At 33.4% G+C, this 15,787-nt stretch carries 15 protein-coding genes; 4 read left to right on the top strand and 11 right to left on the bottom strand.

Translation table 11 applies throughout. The annotated features are described in order from the left end of the window. Positions 1-45 precede the first annotated feature (45 nt). The 4 genes from EV145_RS09230 to EV145_RS09215 form a co-directional block, all read right to left on the bottom strand. Positions 46-1,482: a glycosyltransferase family 2 protein gene (locus EV145_RS09230; protein WP_133524930.1), complete on the bottom strand. Its 1,437-nt coding sequence runs from the start codon at positions 1,480-1,482 to the stop codon at positions 46-48. Beyond that, positions 1,479-2,540: a hypothetical protein gene (locus tag EV145_RS09225; protein WP_133524929.1), complete on the bottom strand. Its 1,062-nt coding sequence runs from the start codon at positions 2,538-2,540 to the stop codon at positions 1,479-1,481. The genes EV145_RS09230 and EV145_RS09225 overlap by 4 nt, the downstream gene beginning before the upstream one ends. Before the next feature lie 75 nt (positions 2,541-2,615). Beyond that, complete coding sequence (locus EV145_RS09220) at positions 2,616-3,380, bottom strand: TIGR02757 family protein (protein ID WP_133524928.1); 765 nt, start codon at positions 3,378-3,380, stop codon at positions 2,616-2,618. Beyond that, complete coding sequence (locus EV145_RS09215) at positions 3,373-4,059, bottom strand: ABC transporter ATP-binding protein (RefSeq protein WP_133524927.1); 687 nt, start codon at positions 4,057-4,059, stop codon at positions 3,373-3,375. The genes EV145_RS09220 and EV145_RS09215 overlap by 8 nt, the downstream gene beginning before the upstream one ends. Positions 4,060-4,311: 252 nt before the next feature. Here EV145_RS09215 and EV145_RS09210 point away from each other — a divergent pair, with 252 nt between their 5' ends. Then, on the top strand, positions 4,312-4,620 hold the full coding sequence (locus tag EV145_RS09210) for a hypothetical protein (protein WP_243739238.1): 309 nt from the start codon (positions 4,312-4,314) through the stop codon (positions 4,618-4,620). On the opposite strand, the gene EV145_RS09205 is transcribed toward EV145_RS09210, so the two are convergent. The 6 genes from EV145_RS09205 to EV145_RS09180 all read right to left on the bottom strand — a co-directional run bounded on the left by EV145_RS09205 (position 4,617) and on the right by EV145_RS09180 (position 9,635). Then, positions 4,617-4,919: a DUF6787 family protein gene (locus tag EV145_RS09205; protein ID WP_133524926.1), complete on the bottom strand. Its 303-nt coding sequence runs from the start codon at positions 4,917-4,919 to the stop codon at positions 4,617-4,619. The two genes, EV145_RS09210 and EV145_RS09205, sit on opposite strands and share 4 nt — an antisense overlap. Before the next feature lie 32 nt (positions 4,920-4,951). Continuing rightward, the gene (locus EV145_RS09200; protein WP_133524925.1) at positions 4,952-5,392 is read right to left on the bottom strand and encodes a DUF6146 family protein; all 441 of its coding nucleotides are present in this window, start codon (positions 5,390-5,392) and stop codon (positions 4,952-4,954) included. A gap of 174 nt (positions 5,393-5,566) precedes the next feature. Next, complete coding sequence (locus tag EV145_RS09195; RefSeq protein ID WP_133524924.1) at positions 5,567-6,130, bottom strand: DUF937 domain-containing protein; 564 nt, start codon at positions 6,128-6,130, stop codon at positions 5,567-5,569. Positions 6,131-6,232: 102 nt separating this feature from the next. Next, entirely contained in the window at positions 6,233-7,183 is a 951-nt protein-coding gene (locus EV145_RS09190; protein WP_133524923.1) for a D-2-hydroxyacid dehydrogenase, read from the bottom strand. Between the two features lie 214 nt (positions 7,184-7,397). Further along, on the bottom strand, positions 7,398-8,468 hold the full coding sequence (gene serC / locus EV145_RS09185; RefSeq protein WP_133524922.1) for a 3-phosphoserine/phosphohydroxythreonine transaminase: 1,071 nt from the start codon (positions 8,466-8,468) through the stop codon (positions 7,398-7,400). A 93-nt stretch (positions 8,469-8,561) separates the two neighbouring features. Continuing rightward, positions 8,562-9,635, bottom strand: coding sequence for an acyl-CoA reductase (locus tag EV145_RS09180; RefSeq protein ID WP_133524921.1), 1,074 nt, complete (start codon positions 9,633-9,635; stop codon positions 8,562-8,564). 196 nt (positions 9,636-9,831) lie between these two features. Between EV145_RS09180 and EV145_RS09175 the strand changes: the two genes are divergently transcribed. Together EV145_RS09175 and EV145_RS09170 are read left to right on the top strand one after the other, a co-directional pair. Continuing rightward, entirely contained in the window at positions 9,832-10,182 is a 351-nt protein-coding gene (locus EV145_RS09175) for a 4Fe-4S dicluster domain-containing protein (RefSeq protein WP_133524920.1), read from the top strand. 167 nt (positions 10,183-10,349) lie between these two features. After that, the gene (locus tag EV145_RS09170; protein WP_133524919.1) at positions 10,350-11,513 is read left to right on the top strand and encodes a hypothetical protein; all 1,164 of its coding nucleotides are present in this window, start codon (positions 10,350-10,352) and stop codon (positions 11,511-11,513) included. A 172-nt stretch (positions 11,514-11,685) separates the two neighbouring features. Here the strand turns inward: EV145_RS09170 and EV145_RS09165 are convergent, their stop codons facing one another. Further along, the gene (locus EV145_RS09165) at positions 11,686-14,388 is read right to left on the bottom strand and encodes a TonB-dependent receptor (protein WP_133524918.1); all 2,703 of its coding nucleotides are present in this window, start codon (positions 14,386-14,388) and stop codon (positions 11,686-11,688) included. Positions 14,389-14,684: 296 nt separating this feature from the next. Here EV145_RS09165 and ychF point away from each other — a divergent pair, with 296 nt between their 5' ends. Further along, the gene (ychF, locus tag EV145_RS09160; RefSeq protein WP_133524917.1) at positions 14,685-15,779 is read left to right on the top strand and encodes a redox-regulated ATPase YchF; all 1,095 of its coding nucleotides are present in this window, start codon (positions 14,685-14,687) and stop codon (positions 15,777-15,779) included. Positions 15,780-15,787 lie beyond the last annotated feature (8 nt).

The following is a 15,787-nucleotide window of genomic DNA, read 5'->3' as shown; positions in this document are numbered from 1 at the left end:
AAACAATTGGATTATATGTAAAGTTTTAATGTTTTTCATCATCAATTATTTTACGGGTGATTTCTCAAAACCTTTACGAACCATGACGCCCCATTTTTGCTCTTTGTTTGTAAAAAAATACCAATATCCTTTTAACGATGCATAAACGTTTATTGGATGATAAACAAAAGGTTCAATGGCGGCCATACCAACAAGGATTATTAATTCTTTATAATTTGCATAGCTTCTGTATAAAATTTCATCTATTAAAATTGAAATAATCGTAATCGATAAATAAAAAAGATATACTAAAGCGCTTATAATCAATAGATACTGAAAATCTATAATGCCAAAAATGAAACTTGAAATCAAAGTAATGATTCCAATGAATTCTATTATTGGAACTAAAAATTCAAAACTGAAAAAGAAGGGCAAAACAAGAAATGCTGTTCTTCCATATTTTGGATTTAAAAACATATTACGATGCAAATAAAGCGTTTGTACGAGTCCTCGAGCCCAACGGATTCTTTGTCTTAAAAAAACTTCCCTGGTGCTAGGAACTTCTGTCCAGCAAAGTGATTCTGGAATGTATTTAATCAAAAATTGCTGCTTTGTATCGTGCATATATTTGCGCATACGCGTTACGAGTTCCATATCTTCACCTAGAGATTTATGCCAATAACCTCCAGCTTTGATTACAATGTCTTTATCAAACATTCCGAGTCCGCCAGAAACAAGCAATAAACCGTTTATTTGGCTCCAGGCCATTCGTCCAAATAAAAAAGAACGAACATATTCTAGTTCCTGAAACCTCGGATACCATTCTTTTGGATAATGAACTCTAAATAAAAAGCCTTCTTTCACATCGCATGAATTCGAAATTCTGATGCCAGCTCCAGTCGCAATTACACGAATATGACTTTCCATGAATGGTTTTGCCAATTTTAGAATCGTGTCTTGCTTTAAAATGCAATCAACATCAGTACATAAAAACAAAGGATATTGTGATGAATTAATACCAGCGTTTGAAGCATCTGCTTTACTTTTTCCGTTTATTTTATCGACAACCAACAGTTTTGAATAAACTGGATTTTTCGATTTGTAATGGCCTCTTACAGGTTGTGTCGGAATTTTTTCCTGATAATAAAAGTCAATTTTAACCAAATCAAATTCGGATATTAATTTTTCTAGCGTATCATCTGTACTTCCGTCATTTACGATTATAATTTCAAATTTAGGATAAGTCAGCGAGAGCAATGATTTTACATTATAAACAATATTCAAACCCTCGTTGAAGGCCGGTGCGACAACTGAAACGCCCAGAATGTGGTTAGAGCGGAGCAACACATCTTCTTCTAGATATTTTTCATATTTCAAATGTTTTATAATGGCCCAATAAGATAATATTGATAAAAACACATAAAACAGAATATACCCAATAGAAAAAAAGGCTATAAAAATATCATAAATACGTATAAGATGAGCCAGAAAATCGTGAATCATATTTGTATTTGTCTTATGTGATTAATCATTTTTTGAGTGTCAGGATCTTTTCTGCCTAATAATTCTAGGCTTTTAGGATCTAGATTATTATAACAATAAACCATTTTAAGTTTCAGGTCTTTTATTTCTTGTTTTTCGATTTCAATATCTAAAAAATCTAATGTTTTTTTTGAGCCTATAACAGAGAGCGTTTCCAGCATTTGAAATTGAATTTGAAGAGTTTCGGTTGGATATAAAGATAAAATCACATCTTCGGCTTCATACAAATAAAGATCTCTGATTGCTATAATTACATCCGTTCTTAAACCTTGGTGCTTATGATGCAATAAGTTGATAATTTCGGCCGACTTGTTTCTGTAATTGTAAAACACCATTACCATTACGGCTAGTTTTAAAATTGCCTTATTTTTAGAATATATCCATTGATTTACTTCTTCAGGCATAGGAATTTTTTCTGTATGCAGAACATCCATAACTTTTATCGTCGTGATAATCGTTACTTTTAGAGGCAGTTTGTCGACAGCCTGCCAATCGCCTTTAGACAGTGCCAAATAGGCAATATTTGCATTGGACCGAATGATTTGATTCGAACTAAATAAATATTTTTTTATAAGTGAAATACCTGGTTTATAGCATAATAATTGAAAATGGTGGATGCCTTCGTACTTTTTATATTTTCTGAAGTCTCTAATTAAGCTTGCAGAATAATTGTTTAAACCTAAACGCTTGTAGATAAGAAGAATATTTTTGGCAGCTGGGCCTTTTAAGTTGCTTTTCATTCGAATTAAATCTTCGATAAGCATGTTTTTGCACCAAGCTTTATGGATTGGTATTTCCGATTTGAACTTTGCAATTCGGTATTTTAATGTATTCTTGTCAGGTTTTGATAAGGTGATTTCAGTCAGAAATATTTCAGACTTTCTGATAATTTTATGTCTGTAAGGAAGACTGTATTGGTAAAAAACTCTTTTCAGAATTAAAATAGTTGCCAAAGAAAGCGTTAAGACTAAAAAAAATGGAAGGACAAAATGTTTGATATAATCTATAGTTTGTTCCATAATATCAGGCTTTTACACTTGTAATATTACGAAAAAAAAATGCAATGTCAAAATAACAACAATAAATTTTTGTAGTTAAAATCCTTCAAAAACTCCAAGACCAAAAAGTGCAAAATCATATTTTACAGGATCTTGAGAATCCATCTCTCTGAGTTTAACGTCTAATTCGGCTAATGCTTTTCCGTCGTTTTGTTTTCGCGTAAGCAATTCTAGTTTTCGGGCTACATTTCCTGAATGTACATCTAACGGACAAGATAAAGATGCGGGAGAAATGGTTTTCCAAATGCCTAAATCGACTCCTTTTGCGTCTTGGCGTACCATCCAGCGCAAATACATGTTGATGCGTTTGGCTGCCGAATTATTCATTGGATCAGAAATATGTTTTTGAGTTCGTGGCAAATGATTGATTTCAAAAAATATCTTTTTGAACTCATGTATGCTTTTCTGAAGACTATTCTGCTCTTGGTTTTTAGCAAAAACAGCTTCAAGGCCGCCATGATTTTTGTAAATATGCTGTAAACCTTTAATGAATCCGCCAAAATCTTTTCCGTTAAAAGTTCTGTGAACGAAGGTTTCTAGATTTTCTAAATTTTCATCAGAATGTGACATGACAAAATCATAAGGCGTGTTGCCCATCAATTCCATCATTTTATGCGAATTCTTAATAATCATTTTGCGGTTTCCCCAAGCGATTGAAGCGCTTAAAAAACCGGCAATCTCAATGTCTTCTTTTTGAGAAAATAAATGCGGAATCTGGACAGGATCACTTTCAATAAAATCCTGATTGTTATATTGAATGACTTTCTCGTCTAAGAATTCTTTTAATTCTGTTTTATTCATCTTTAGTAACTTCTGTATTGCTAATTTGGCCATCAACCATAACCAATTTTCTATCGGCCATATTAGCTAATTCTTCATTATGCGTTACGATTACAAAGGTTTGACCAAATTCATCTCTCAATTGAAAAAACAACTGATGCAGATTTTCGGCAGAATGTGTATCTAGATTTCCCGAAGGTTCATCGGCAAAAATAACATCTGGTTTGTTTATTAGCGCTCTCGCCACTGCAACACGCTGTTGTTCCCCGCCTGAAAGTTCATTTGGTTTGTGATCTATACGATGAGATAATCCTAGAAATTTCAGTAGTTTTTTAGCTTCAGCTTCAGTTTCTGCAACTTTTTTTCCTGCAATATAAGCGGGAATGCAAACATTTTCAAGCGCTGTGAATTCAGGCAACAGCTGATGAAACTGAAAAATAAACCCCAAATTTAGGTTTCTAAAATTAGATAAGGCTTTATCATTCAGCTTTAGAATGTTTTCGCCATTTATAATTAGTGAAGTAGCTGCAACATCATTTGATGGTTTGTCTAAAGTTCCCAAAATATGCAGTAAGGTTGTTTTTCCGGCACCAGAAGCGCCAACAATTGAAACAATTTCTCCTCTTTTAATGTGTAAATCTACGCCCTTTAAAACTTCAACCTGGTCGTAGAATTTATGTATATTTTTTGCGTGTATCATTTTTTGAAACTGTTTTTACAAAGAAACGAAGATTAAAATCAAAATTCAAATTACAATTTTTTAAATTTCCAAATTCGAACAAATAGCAATAGCCTTCGACTTAGTTTGAGAGGACAATATTGCCAAGATCTAAAATCGAAACTCTGAAATCTAAAATTTTGGGTATGTTTATTGATATGGGAATTTAGAAATTAAATTATAAAAAGAAATAATTCTGTTTCTGAATAATTTTTTAATTTCGATTTACTTAAAATGAAATGTAAGATGCAGGATTTGAATGTTGTAGAAGATAATAGAAAGTCAAAATTAATAATAGGATTAATTTTGGACGGAATTGGTATGGCAACTTCCATGATCACAATTTTTGGTGATTTTGCCGATGTAATCTGGGCGCCTCTTGCTGCTTTTATAATGACCCAAATGTATAAAGGAAGAGTAGGAAAGGTGGCAAGTGTTTTGACTTTTGTTGAAGAAATTCTGCCTTTTACAGATGTTGTTCCGTCATTTACGCTTACCTGGATTTATACGTATTATTTTCAGAAAAATAAAAAAGAAGATTAATCTTTAAACAGAAATCCCAATCCCATATTTTTAAGCATTTTCTTTTCGAAGTTCCAAAAGAATTTGAACTGCCCAAAAATAGTTCCAATGGCAACTAATAAAACTTGATAAATTGGGAAAATAATAAGTAACCTAATTAAAGTAAACCAGCCTCCAAAATCTTCTTTTGTAATACCGAGCCAAACACAAAAAGGTTTAGACAGCCACGCAGATGCCGATCCGGTGATGGCAAAAACGATAAGAATGATTATGGCTTGTAAATTTGAGGTAATTCCCCAGCGTTTCTTTAATTTATTCATTGCTATTTGTAATGATTACAAATATAATAACATTATCTAGATGGAACGTAACCCCAAAGCTTTTGTTTATAAGTATTTTGAAAATAGATCATATAGTTATAAATAAGATAATTCACTTCGTAGCCATAATGAATCTCAGGGCGGTAATCAATCAGCATCTCGTATAAATTTGGGTTATAAACCTGTGGCTGACGCACACGATTATTACATTCTGTTACATACAGATAATTTTTGTTTTCAAGATATGCTAGAGAGTAATAATGGCGTGGAAGCGCCATTGATACCAGCCAAGTCGAAAAGCCATTGTCAATAATGATTACTTCGTATTCTAATGAATCATTTACAATTTTCACTGTATCATTTACAGCTTTATTTACTTTAGGAGAATTGGCCGCAATCACATCATTTTTTGATGCAGTTGAGCACGCAATTATCGTAAATAAAACAATTAATATGTAAATGAATTTCTTCATGACTTTTGTTTTGAACTATTAAAGTTACGAATTTTTTCTAAGACTCTAAGTTTCTAAGATGCTAAGATTCTATGTTGTTAGTAACAAAAAAGCTGTTTTTTAATAAACAGCTTTTTTATATTTTAGATAAAGACAAAAATCTTAAAATCTTAGTGTCTCAGAATCTTAGCAACTTTATTTACTTCCAAAAAGTTTCCCTATAAAACCAGAAATGCCACCTTTGCTTTTAGTAACTACTAATACATCAGCAACATCTACTTTTCCATCGCTGTTTTGGTCAAGGCCAAATTGCATTCCGTATTTCGAAATAGTATCCATAATTCCAGATGCTTGTCCGCTGTTTCCGGAAATCGAATTGATGATATCTGAAATCTGAAAACTACTATCATTTGGGTCTTTTGCTTTATTAACTAATGAACCTAAAATCTGCGGAATCAAATTAGAAGCCACGCCGCTGGAATCTGCACTGCTAAGTCCAAACTTTTCACCAAGATTGCCACTCAATTGCTGTTGTATTTGCTGTACCACAGGATTTGAACTGTCGATAGCTGAATTTCCATTAAATAATCCGGCAATTTGCTCCGTACCGCCTTCAGAAACAATTTTTTGTAATCCTGCAAAAATTGAATTACTAGTTTCGCTTAATACTGCTTCGTTATGCTCATTCGGGACAGCAGAATTGTTTACAACGGCATCACCACCGTATTGCTGTACTAATTGTGTTAATTGTTCAAACATGATTTTAAAAGTTTTAGATTAGACACCAAAATTAACAAAAAGAAAGGGATTTACTACAAAACTGTAATAAATCCCTTTAAAGTTAATCTATTTTTTGATTGCTTAGCTCAACAAAGTAATAATTTGTGAAGCTAATTCTGTTCCAATTCTGTCTTGTGCTTCTCCAGTAGCAGCACCAATGTGAGGTGTCAATGAAATTTTAGAGTGCATTAAGATTGCCATTTCTGGTTTTGGTTCGCTTTCGAAAACATCTAACCCAGCAAAAGCAACTTTTCCTGAATCTAAAGCTTTTACTAAAGCTACCTCATCAATAACTCCACCACGAGCACAGTTTACGATTCCAACTCCGTCTTTCAAAATTTCAAATTCTTTTTCTCCAATAATGTAACCATCTTGAGCAGGAACGTGCAATGTAATGAAATCAGCTTCTTTAAATAAAGATTCTAATGATTGAGAAACAATTGTAGTTGTAATAGATTGTCCGTCAAAAAACTCCACTTTTACATCTACCTGCGGAATAAAACTATCCGCGGCGATAACTTTCATACCTAAACCAAGCGCCATTTTTGCAGTTGCCTGACCGATACGTCCGATACCAACGATACCAAGAGTTTTACCTCTTAATTCAGTTCCGTTTGCGTAAGCTTTTTTCAAGCCATCGAAGTTTGAATCTCCTTCAAGAGGCATATTTCTGTTAGAATCATGTAAGAAACGAACACCAGAAAATAAGTGTCCAAATACCAATTCAGCAACAGATTCTGATGATGAAGCAGGAGTATTGATTACATGAATTCCTTTGCTTTTAGCATAATCAACATCGATATTGTCCATACCAACACCACCGCGACCGATGATTTTGATACCAGGACACGCGTCGATAATATCTTTACGAACTTTAGTTGCGCTGCGCACTAAAATTACGTCTACGTTATTTTCATTAATAAAGTTAGCTACTTGTTCTTGAGCTACTTTTGTAGTTATAACTTCAAATCCACCTTTTTCTAAGGCTAGAATTCCACTTTTAGAAATTCCGTCATTTGCTAATACTTTCATTGTGTGTTTATTGTTTATTTGGTTAATCGTTTAACTGTTTAATCGTATATACGTTTAATTGTTTAATCGATGAACCAACTATTATTTTTTTCTTTTTTGAACTTTTTAAAGGAAATGCTTTACCGTTAAACATTTAATCAAATGAACAATTAAACGAATTAACAGTTAATCACATTAACGATTAAACGTATAAACGATTAACCGAAAAAAACGATTAAACTTTACTTTCCAATGCTTTCATTACATCAACTAAAACCTGAACACTTTCGATAGGCATAGCGTTGTAAATAGAAGCTCTGTAGCCACCCACAGAACGGTGTCCTGGGATTCCAGAAATTCCAGCTTCTTTCCATGCAGCATCAAAAACGGCAGTATGATCTGGGTTGCTTAATAAAAAAGTAACGTTCATTTTAGAACGATCTTCTACTGCAGCAGCACCTTTAAATAATGGGTTTCTGTCGATTTCAGCATACAGTAAATCTGCTTTTGCGTCGTTTAATTTCTCAACAGCAGCGATTCCACCTTTTTCTTTAATCCATTGTAAAGTCAATAAAGAAACATAAACAGCAAAAACTGGAGGAGTATTATACATACTTTCACCTTTAATGTGTTTTGCATAATCTAACATACTTGGAATTTCTTTTCCGTTTTTACCTAGAATATCTTCTTTGATTACTACCAAAGTAGTTCCCGCAGGTCCCATATTTTTTTGAGCTCCGGCATAGATTAAATCAAATTTAGAGAAATCTAATTCACGTGAAAAAATATCAGAACTCATGTCGCAAACAACAGGAATGTTAGTTGCTGGGAATTCTTTCATTTGAGTTCCAAAAATGGTATTGTTACTTGTACAGTGAAAATAATCTGCATCACTTGGTATTTCGTACCCTTTTGGAATATGGTTGTAATTTTCTTCTTTTGAAGAAGCTACAACAACAGTTTCTCCAAAATATTTAGCTTCTTTTATTGCAGCAGTTGCCCATGTACCTGAATCTAAATAAGCCGCTTTTCCGTTTTCTTTCATCAGGTTGTAAGGAGCCATTAAGAATGCTGTACTTGCACCACCTTGTAAAAATAAAGCTTGATATCCTTTTCCTTGAAGTCCTAATAATTCTAATGCAAGGGATCGTGCCTCTTCCATAACAGCAACGAACTCTTTGCTTCGGTGCGAAATTTCAAGGATAGATAATCCTGTATCATTAAAATTTAAAATTGCTTTTGATGCCTTCTCAAAAACTTCCTGAGGTAAAATACTTGGTCCTGCGCTGTAGTTGTGTTTTTTCATGGTTGTTGTTAATAGTCGAAAATTTTAAAGACGCAAATTTCGGCAATAGGAGCTGAAAAAGCGATAAATTATTCGAAATAATTAAACATATTTTTACTTTGTTGTTAACAAAAACGTTATAGTATCAACGTTATCTGCGTAATCCCACAATTGCGGATTTTGCGTCTGGCCAAATTGAATACTGTTTTGAATTAAATCGCTGCTTACGATGCACTGAATTTGTTCAGAATCAGCTTCAAGACGCGCTTTTAAATCGTCAATATTTTCATAAAACTCATAAAAAACACTCGAAATAGGAGAGGCATAGCTCGAATCTTCTTTAATAGTCAAAAATCCGTTGTCTAATAATTTAAAGTTGCTCATTAAAAATACAGCTTTATTATAGTCATAATTATTAGCGTATTTTTCATAATGAATAACATCCTGATATTTGAACATTGCTTCAAAAAATCCATCAAAAGAATAGCCGCTTGGAACAAAAAGTTTAGAAACATTTCGGCATCCTAATCCGAAATAACGAAAAATATCTTCGCCTAAATTTTCTAATTCTTCTTTAGATTCATTTCCGTTTAAAACAGCAACCGAATTTCTGTTTTTTCTTATGATCGAAGGTTTATCTTTAAAATAATATTCAAAATAACGAGAAGTATTATTGCTTCCGGTTGCAATTACAGCATCAAAATTTTCAAGTTTTCCTTCAACGAAATTGATTTTATCTTTCAGATTTTCATCAACTGCAATTAAATATTTTGCCAAAAATGGCAGCAAATGCTGATCGTTTGATGAAGTTTTGATAAGTGCTTTATTCCCAGTTATTAATACCGATAAGAAATCATGAAATCCAACTAACGGAATATTTCCGGCTAAAATCAAAGCAACGGTTTTTTCGTTCCTGTCATTCTGAGCGAAGTCGAAGGAATATTTTGAAAGCCATTTTTCAATATTTTCTGCTGTTAAAGCTTCTGCCCATGACTGTATTGCAAAGTAAACCTGTTCAGGGGTGTACCAGCCATTATGAGATTGTGATAATTGAATCAGGCTTTGAAAATCATCGAAAAAAATATCGTTATATAATACGTCCGATTTTTTAACGGATTCCTTTTCAGAAAACTGACTTAAAAAATTTCCTAATTCAACAAAAACACTTTTTTTTGTTTCTAATGTCATAATGTTTGCTTATGAATTGTTTTGATTGTAATTTTGCACAAAAATAAGGATAAATAAGTCGAAAGACAAAAGTCCAAAGTCGAAAGACAAAAGTCCAAAGTTGAAAACACTTTAATACTTTTTACTTTCAAACCGCAAGACTTTCAAACTTTATCACTTTTGACTTTATGACTTTAAAACTTTAAGACTAAAAAAGATGGCAATTATTATAACTGACGAATGCATTAATTGTGGGGCTTGTGAACCAGAATGCCCAAATACGGCAATATATGAAGGTGCAGATGATTGGAGATATAAAGACGGAACAAGTCTTTCTGGGAAAGTAATTTTACCTGACGGAACTGAAGTCGATGCTGAAGATGCTCAAACTCCAATTTCTGACGAAATCTATTACATTGTTCCAGGAAAATGTACAGAATGTAAAGGTTTTCATGATGAACCTCAATGTGCAGCTGTGTGTCCTGTTGATTGCTGTGTGCCAGATGATAACCACGTAGAAGATGAAGAAACCTTGTTGAACAGACAAGCGTTTTTGCATGGCGAATAATTTCTTGTGACTAAAATATTGAAATCCTGAGTATTACGCTCAGGATTTTTTTTGTCCAATTTTAAAGAGTTAACTTACGTATAGCATTGTTTTTTAATGTTTTGTTGAACAAATGTTAATTTATATTTAATAATTTAATACATTAGTTGAAAATTTAATAACAGCCTATGAGGAGACTGGTACTTTTATTTATTTTATTGTATAATATTGCCGTCTTTGCTCAAAATGCAGAGTATTCAATTGTGGTTAAGGATATTGAAACACAATTGCCTATCGAAAATGCTACTGTTTTTATCATGAAAACGAAGCAAACATTGATAAGCAATAAAGATGGCAAGGTAACTTTTGTATTAAATGGATCTTCAAGTCTTCAGGTTACTGAAACAAATTATGAAAAAGTAACACTTCGATGGGGACCTCTAAAGCCAGATCTATTTGTAGTTTATCTTCAAAGTAATAATACTAAATTAGATGAGATTGTAGTCTCTAAAGAAAATCCGCAAAAAATCCTTCAAAAAATTGTTGCAAATTCAAGGCAAAAATTAGCATCTTCTTACCGACTAAAAGTGTTTGTGAGAGAGTTTTTTATGCTTAACAATAAATATTCTTATTATAATGACGGATTAGTGAATTTTCAGTTCACGGGTAATCAAAAAAAATCGACTACAACATTGTTAGTGGAACAAAACCGGTCATACGGACTTCTTGATACTGATCTCAGCGCTGATTTAAAAGGTTATAATCTGAATAATATCATGGAAAATTACTGTAATCTTAAGTATTTTGATCCACTTTTGGATTCAAAAACTAGAAAAGAATACGATTTTATTACAAGAGGACATCCAAATAATAAAAATTATTACTTGATGGCAATTACGCCTCGGGACAAATCAAAAAAGGCATTAGATACTTTTGAGGTTGTATATGATCCTGTAAAAAAGTTAATTGTTGAATTCAGCATTATAATTACGCCTCAAAATTTGCTTCAAGTTGAAGAGCAGACAAAAATTGGTTCAAAAAATGTTACGAGATCAATTGTGAAAGTAAATTATAGAATTAATGGTGAAGAGTATTATTTGCTTAGTTCAAATGAAGAAATTGCTTATGATCTCATTTCAAAAGATCACATTAAAAATATTCAGGTTCGAAATTGTTTTGTTACCACGCATTTCAACAAACAAAATTTTACTTATAAAGAAAGTGATGTTTTTAAAGAAAAATCACTTTTCAATAAAAAGAATAAAGTGTTGACAAAATATTGGGAAGTATCAGGATTTACAGCCACTGACGAGGAAAAAGCAATAGTAGATTCGTTAGAATTTAAACTGTAGTTTTTGCAGAAAAAGATAAAAAAAATCCTGAACATTTGATTCAGGATTTTTTTGTGTTATTAAGTGTCAGGCTGAGTGAAGTAGAAGCTCCACAAAGATTGGCAATTTGTATTGTGGAGCTTTTTGTTTGTCCTTCGACTTCGCTCAGGATGACATATCTAGATAAGTTCCATTAAAAATTAAACCCAAGTCTCGCATAGTAGTAAGCACCGCTGAAACCCATTTGTACAGCATCCCAATATCCTCCAGCTTCAACCCAATCGTCTTGTTGATCAGGATAGATATTCAATAAGTTATTTGCTCCAATGCTAATTTTAGTAGATTTAGAAACTTTAAATCCGAAAGTTAAATCGGTTACAATTTTTGCACCATAAGTGTCTGTAGCAGCTCTCTTTTGGTTAGCAAAAACCTCTGCATCAGTTTCATCTGGCGAAGTTCTGTAGTCCTCCGGATCTTCATCCATTTGATAATCTAAAAGTTTTACTTCGCTGAATCTTGTAAAAGCAAGTCCAGCATCAAACCATTTTCTTCCGTAATTAAGGTTAAGGCCGAATTTGTTTGGTGGAGCTGAAGCTAGTAAAAATGCTTTATCACGCTCTCCAAAAAATGTTTTTTCGTCTAAAGTTCCATTATTTACTTTGTCGATTTTCATATCATTTATATTTCCAATAAGAGTTGCACTAAGTCGGTTCTCGTTTATTGTTTTTTTCCATGCTAAAACAATATCCAGACCTTTCGTTTTAGTATCTACGCCATTGACAAAAAACTGAGCTTTATCTATATTTCCTGGTAATGCAGATGCATCAAAATAACCTGTTAATACGATTCTGTCTTTTACATTAATTAAATAACCATCTACAGTTGCTGTAAAATCGCCATAGTTAGCAGTAAATCCTAATGAGGCGTTTATCGCCTTTTCTTCGTTTAATTTTTGAATTCCAAAAGCTCTTGTTATTTCACTGTCATTTGAGGCTAATAGAACTTCTGTAGCGCCTGCTGAACTAAAATTGGTAAAACGTAAATTATAATAAATTTGAGCTAATGATGGTGCACGGAAACCCGTGCTTACAGAACCTCTTAAGTTTAAGTGATCTGTGATTTTTAGCCTTGAAGCTAATTTACCATTAACTGTGCTTCCAAAATCGCTGTAATTTTCAAAACGAACGGCTCCACTAACCATCCAGGCTTGCGTAACATCTAATTCGGCATCAGTGTATAGTGAGAAGTTAGTACGAGTTTTATTTACTTCATTTAGTGGACTGTATCCAGGAAAACCTTGAGATCCTCCAGGTCTTGGCTCTCCAGAAACTGGATCAATTGGAGCGCTTTGAGTGGTTGGATCTGTAATTGGAACTCCATTTGTATCGTAGGTTGCATAAGAACCTTCTTCGCCAGCAAAAATTTCAAACTGTTCTACTCTGAATTCTGTTCCAAAGGCTATATTAAAGCCGTCAAGAATACTGTCGTAGTTTTTTGAAACATCTAAATTTGTAGTATTTTGAAGCAAACTATGGCCTCCGGCATCAAACTCCAGTGGAGATTTTTCTTCAAGTGATGCGTTGATGGTTCCTTTTATGTCGTAATGAAATTTGTTTTTCCCCAAAGTATTACTAAAATCCCATTTCCAGCCTCCGCCAGATTCTGTTCTTATTCCTGCAGCAATCGAATTATCATTTATTTTAGATGTAATTCTTGGTGTATATCCTCCAGGATATATAGCTTCAACAACTCTTTCTCCGTCATTTCTTGTAAAAGCATAAGCATCTGTATCTCTGAAATTACTTCCTCCAAAAGCATAAAATTCAGTTTTATCAGCTATCGGAATAGCAAGATTCACGAATAAATTGACACCTTGAATTTCAGCCTCTCCAAATCCTTTTCTAAAATCAAAACCTGGTCTTAGTGTTTTATTTTTATTTAAAAATTCTCCTGTGACATTCACATAACCGCCTTTGGTTCCAATCTTTGTTCCATAATTGGCTGCTATTTGAACAGATCCTCCATCAAAATCCTGATCCTTTCCAAATGAATTTCCATTACCGTGTTGATCTAATCTAAATCCTTTTGTATTGGCTGTTCCTACAGGAAATTCACCTTTTGCATCTGTATTAAAAACACCATAAGTAACAGATCCGGTAAATTCGTCTACGACATCATTCGTTATAATATTAATTACTCCAGCAATGGCATCAGAACCGTATTGTGCTGCAGCACCATCTCTTAAAATCTCAATTCTTTTGATTGAAGCTGCCGGAATTGCATTTAAATCTGTTCCTGTATTTCCACGTCCGCGTGTTCCAAATAAATTAATAAGAGAGGACTGGTGTCTTCTTTTTCCATTAATTAAGACCAAAGTCTGGTCAGGTCCCATTCCTCTTAAAGAAGCTGGGTCAACGTGATCGGCACCATCAGAACCCGATTGTTTATTGGCATTAAATGAGGGAGCAACATATTGAAGCAGCTGATTAATTTCGATTTTACCGCTTTGTGTGGTAACATCTTTGACATTGATTACGTCAATAGGAACCGCTGAATTTACGACGGTTCTTTTAGTGCTTCTGGAACCTACAACGACAACATCACTTAAAACTTGACCGCCGCTTTCATCTAAACTGATATCAACTTTATCTCCCGATGCTGATTTTTCAACTGTAGAAAACCCTACATAGCTAAAAATTAGGGTTGCACCTTCTTTAACTTTAATTTTATAACCGCCTTCAAAATCGGTTGAGACACCATTTGAAGTTCCTTTCTCGACTACATTTACTCCTGGCAAAGGTGTACCTGTTTTGTCTTTGACGACGCCCGAGACTTCTTTTTGAGCAAAAAGAAACATCGTATTAAATAGAAATACGAGTAATGCAATTTTTTTCATGGTAGTTTGGTTTTTTGGTTTGTTTTTTATTGATTTAGATTATAAAATTAGTTTTTTTTAACAAAAATTTAGTAAAAAGTTTAAAAATTTTCAAGATTAGCCGATAAATTATATTATTACACATTTTTACTTCGCGCACGAGCTATTAAATCTTATATTTGCAAAATTTTAAAGCCAAAAAATAGCATTTTGGCAGAAAATCAAAAAAGTACACGTAAAACATAAATCATTACGACAGAAGTAGTAATGGTCTGGCCTGAGAAAAATCAGTGTCATAAAATAAATAGAAACAACAGATGAAAGCAGGAATTGTAGGATTACCAAATGTTGGAAAATCAACATTATTTAATTGTTTATCTAATGCAAAAGCGCAAAGTGCCAACTTTCCGTTTTGTACAATTGAACCTAATATTGGTGTTGTAAACGTTCCGGATCCAAGAATCAATAAATTAGAAGAATTGGTTAAACCAGAGCGCGTACAAATGGCAACAGTTGATATTGTAGATATCGCAGGTTTGGTAAAAGGAGCAAGTAAAGGTGAGGGTCTTGGAAACCAGTTTTTAGGAAACATTAGAGAGTGTAACGCTATTATTCATGTTTTGCGTTGTTTTGACAATGACAATATTGTTCATGTTGACGGAAATGTAAACCCAATTCGTGATAAAGAAACGATTGATATTGAATTGCAGTTGAAAGATTTAGAAACGGTTGAAAAACGTTTGGAAAAAGTAAATCGTGCTGCTAAAACAGGAAATAAAGAAGCGCAAACTGAAAAAGCACTTTTAGACAGAATCAGAGAGGCATTATTACAGGCTAAATCAGCTCGTACTATTGTTCCTCAAGGTAATGACGAAGAGGTTTTAATGGAATCTTTCCAATTAATTACAGCAAAACCAGTTTTATACGTTTGTAACGTTGACGAAGGTTCTGCAGTAAACGGAAACAAATATGTTGACCAAGTTCGTGAATTAGTTAAAGATGAAGATGCTGAAGTTATTATTCTTTCAGTAGGAGCAGAGGCTGATATTACAGAATTAGAAAGTTACGAAGAGCGTCAGGTTTTCCTTGAAGATATGGGATTAACTGAGCCAGGAGCATCAGTTTTAATTCGTGCTGCTTACAAATTATTAAAACAACAAACATATTTTACTGCTGGTGTAAAAGAAGTTCGTGCCTGGACAATCAACATCGGAGCAACAGCGCCTCAGGCGGCTGGAGTTATCCACACTGATTTCGAAAAAGGTTTCATCCGTGCTGAAGTTATCTCATACGAAGATTACGTTCAATACGGTTCTGAAGCTAAAGCAAAAGAAGCTGGAAAATTCAAAGTGGAAGGAAAAGAATATATTGTTAAAGATGGTGATGTAATGCACTTCCGTTTTAACGTTTAGTTTTTTTC

Origin of the sequence: Flavobacterium sp. 245 (genome assembly GCF_004362055.1) — a bacterium.
In the GTDB taxonomy this organism is placed as follows: domain Bacteria; phylum Bacteroidota; class Bacteroidia; order Flavobacteriales; family Flavobacteriaceae; genus Flavobacterium.
The sequence above is the reverse complement of the archived record's forward strand: the minus strand, read 5'-3'. Positions and strand labels throughout refer to the sequence as shown.

Bases quoted from the DNA above. Each gene is read 5' to 3' on its own strand.
- EV145_RS09210 (WP_243739238.1), top strand. From the start codon at position 4,312: ATGAAATGTAAGATGCAGGATTTGAATGTTGTAGAAGATAATAGAAAG.
- EV145_RS09190 (WP_133524923.1), bottom strand. From the start codon at position 7,183: ATGAAAGTATTAGCAAATGACGGAATTTCTAAAAGTGGAATTCTAGCC.
- EV145_RS09200 (WP_133524925.1), bottom strand. From the start codon at position 5,392: ATGAAGAAATTCATTTACATATTAATTGTTTTATTTACGATAATTGCG.
- EV145_RS09195 (WP_133524924.1), bottom strand. From the start codon at position 6,130: ATGTTTGAACAATTAACACAATTAGTACAGCAATACGGTGGTGATGCC.
- EV145_RS09180 (WP_133524921.1), bottom strand. From the start codon at position 9,635: ATGACATTAGAAACAAAAAAAAGTGTTTTTGTTGAATTAGGAAATTTT.
- EV145_RS09215 (WP_133524927.1), bottom strand. From the start codon at position 4,059: ATGATACACGCAAAAAATATACATAAATTCTACGACCAGGTTGAAGTT.
- serC (WP_133524922.1), bottom strand. From the start codon at position 8,468: ATGAAAAAACACAACTACAGCGCAGGACCAAGTATTTTACCTCAGGAA.
- EV145_RS09165 (WP_133524918.1), bottom strand. From the start codon at position 14,388: ATGAAAAAAATTGCATTACTCGTATTTCTATTTAATACGATGTTTCTT.
- EV145_RS09170 (WP_133524919.1), top strand. From the start codon at position 10,350: ATGAGGAGACTGGTACTTTTATTTATTTTATTGTATAATATTGCCGTC.
- EV145_RS09205 (WP_133524926.1), bottom strand. From the start codon at position 4,919: ATGAATAAATTAAAGAAACGCTGGGGAATTACCTCAAATTTACAAGCC.
- EV145_RS09225 (WP_133524929.1), bottom strand. From the start codon at position 2,540: ATGGAACAAACTATAGATTATATCAAACATTTTGTCCTTCCATTTTTT.
- EV145_RS09220 (WP_133524928.1), bottom strand. From the start codon at position 3,380: ATGAATAAAACAGAATTAAAAGAATTCTTAGACGAGAAAGTCATTCAA.
- EV145_RS09230 (WP_133524930.1), bottom strand. From the start codon at position 1,482: ATGATTCACGATTTTCTGGCTCATCTTATACGTATTTATGATATTTTT.
- EV145_RS09175 (WP_133524920.1), top strand. From the start codon at position 9,832: ATGGCAATTATTATAACTGACGAATGCATTAATTGTGGGGCTTGTGAA.
- ychF (WP_133524917.1), top strand. From the start codon at position 14,685: ATGAAAGCAGGAATTGTAGGATTACCAAATGTTGGAAAATCAACATTA.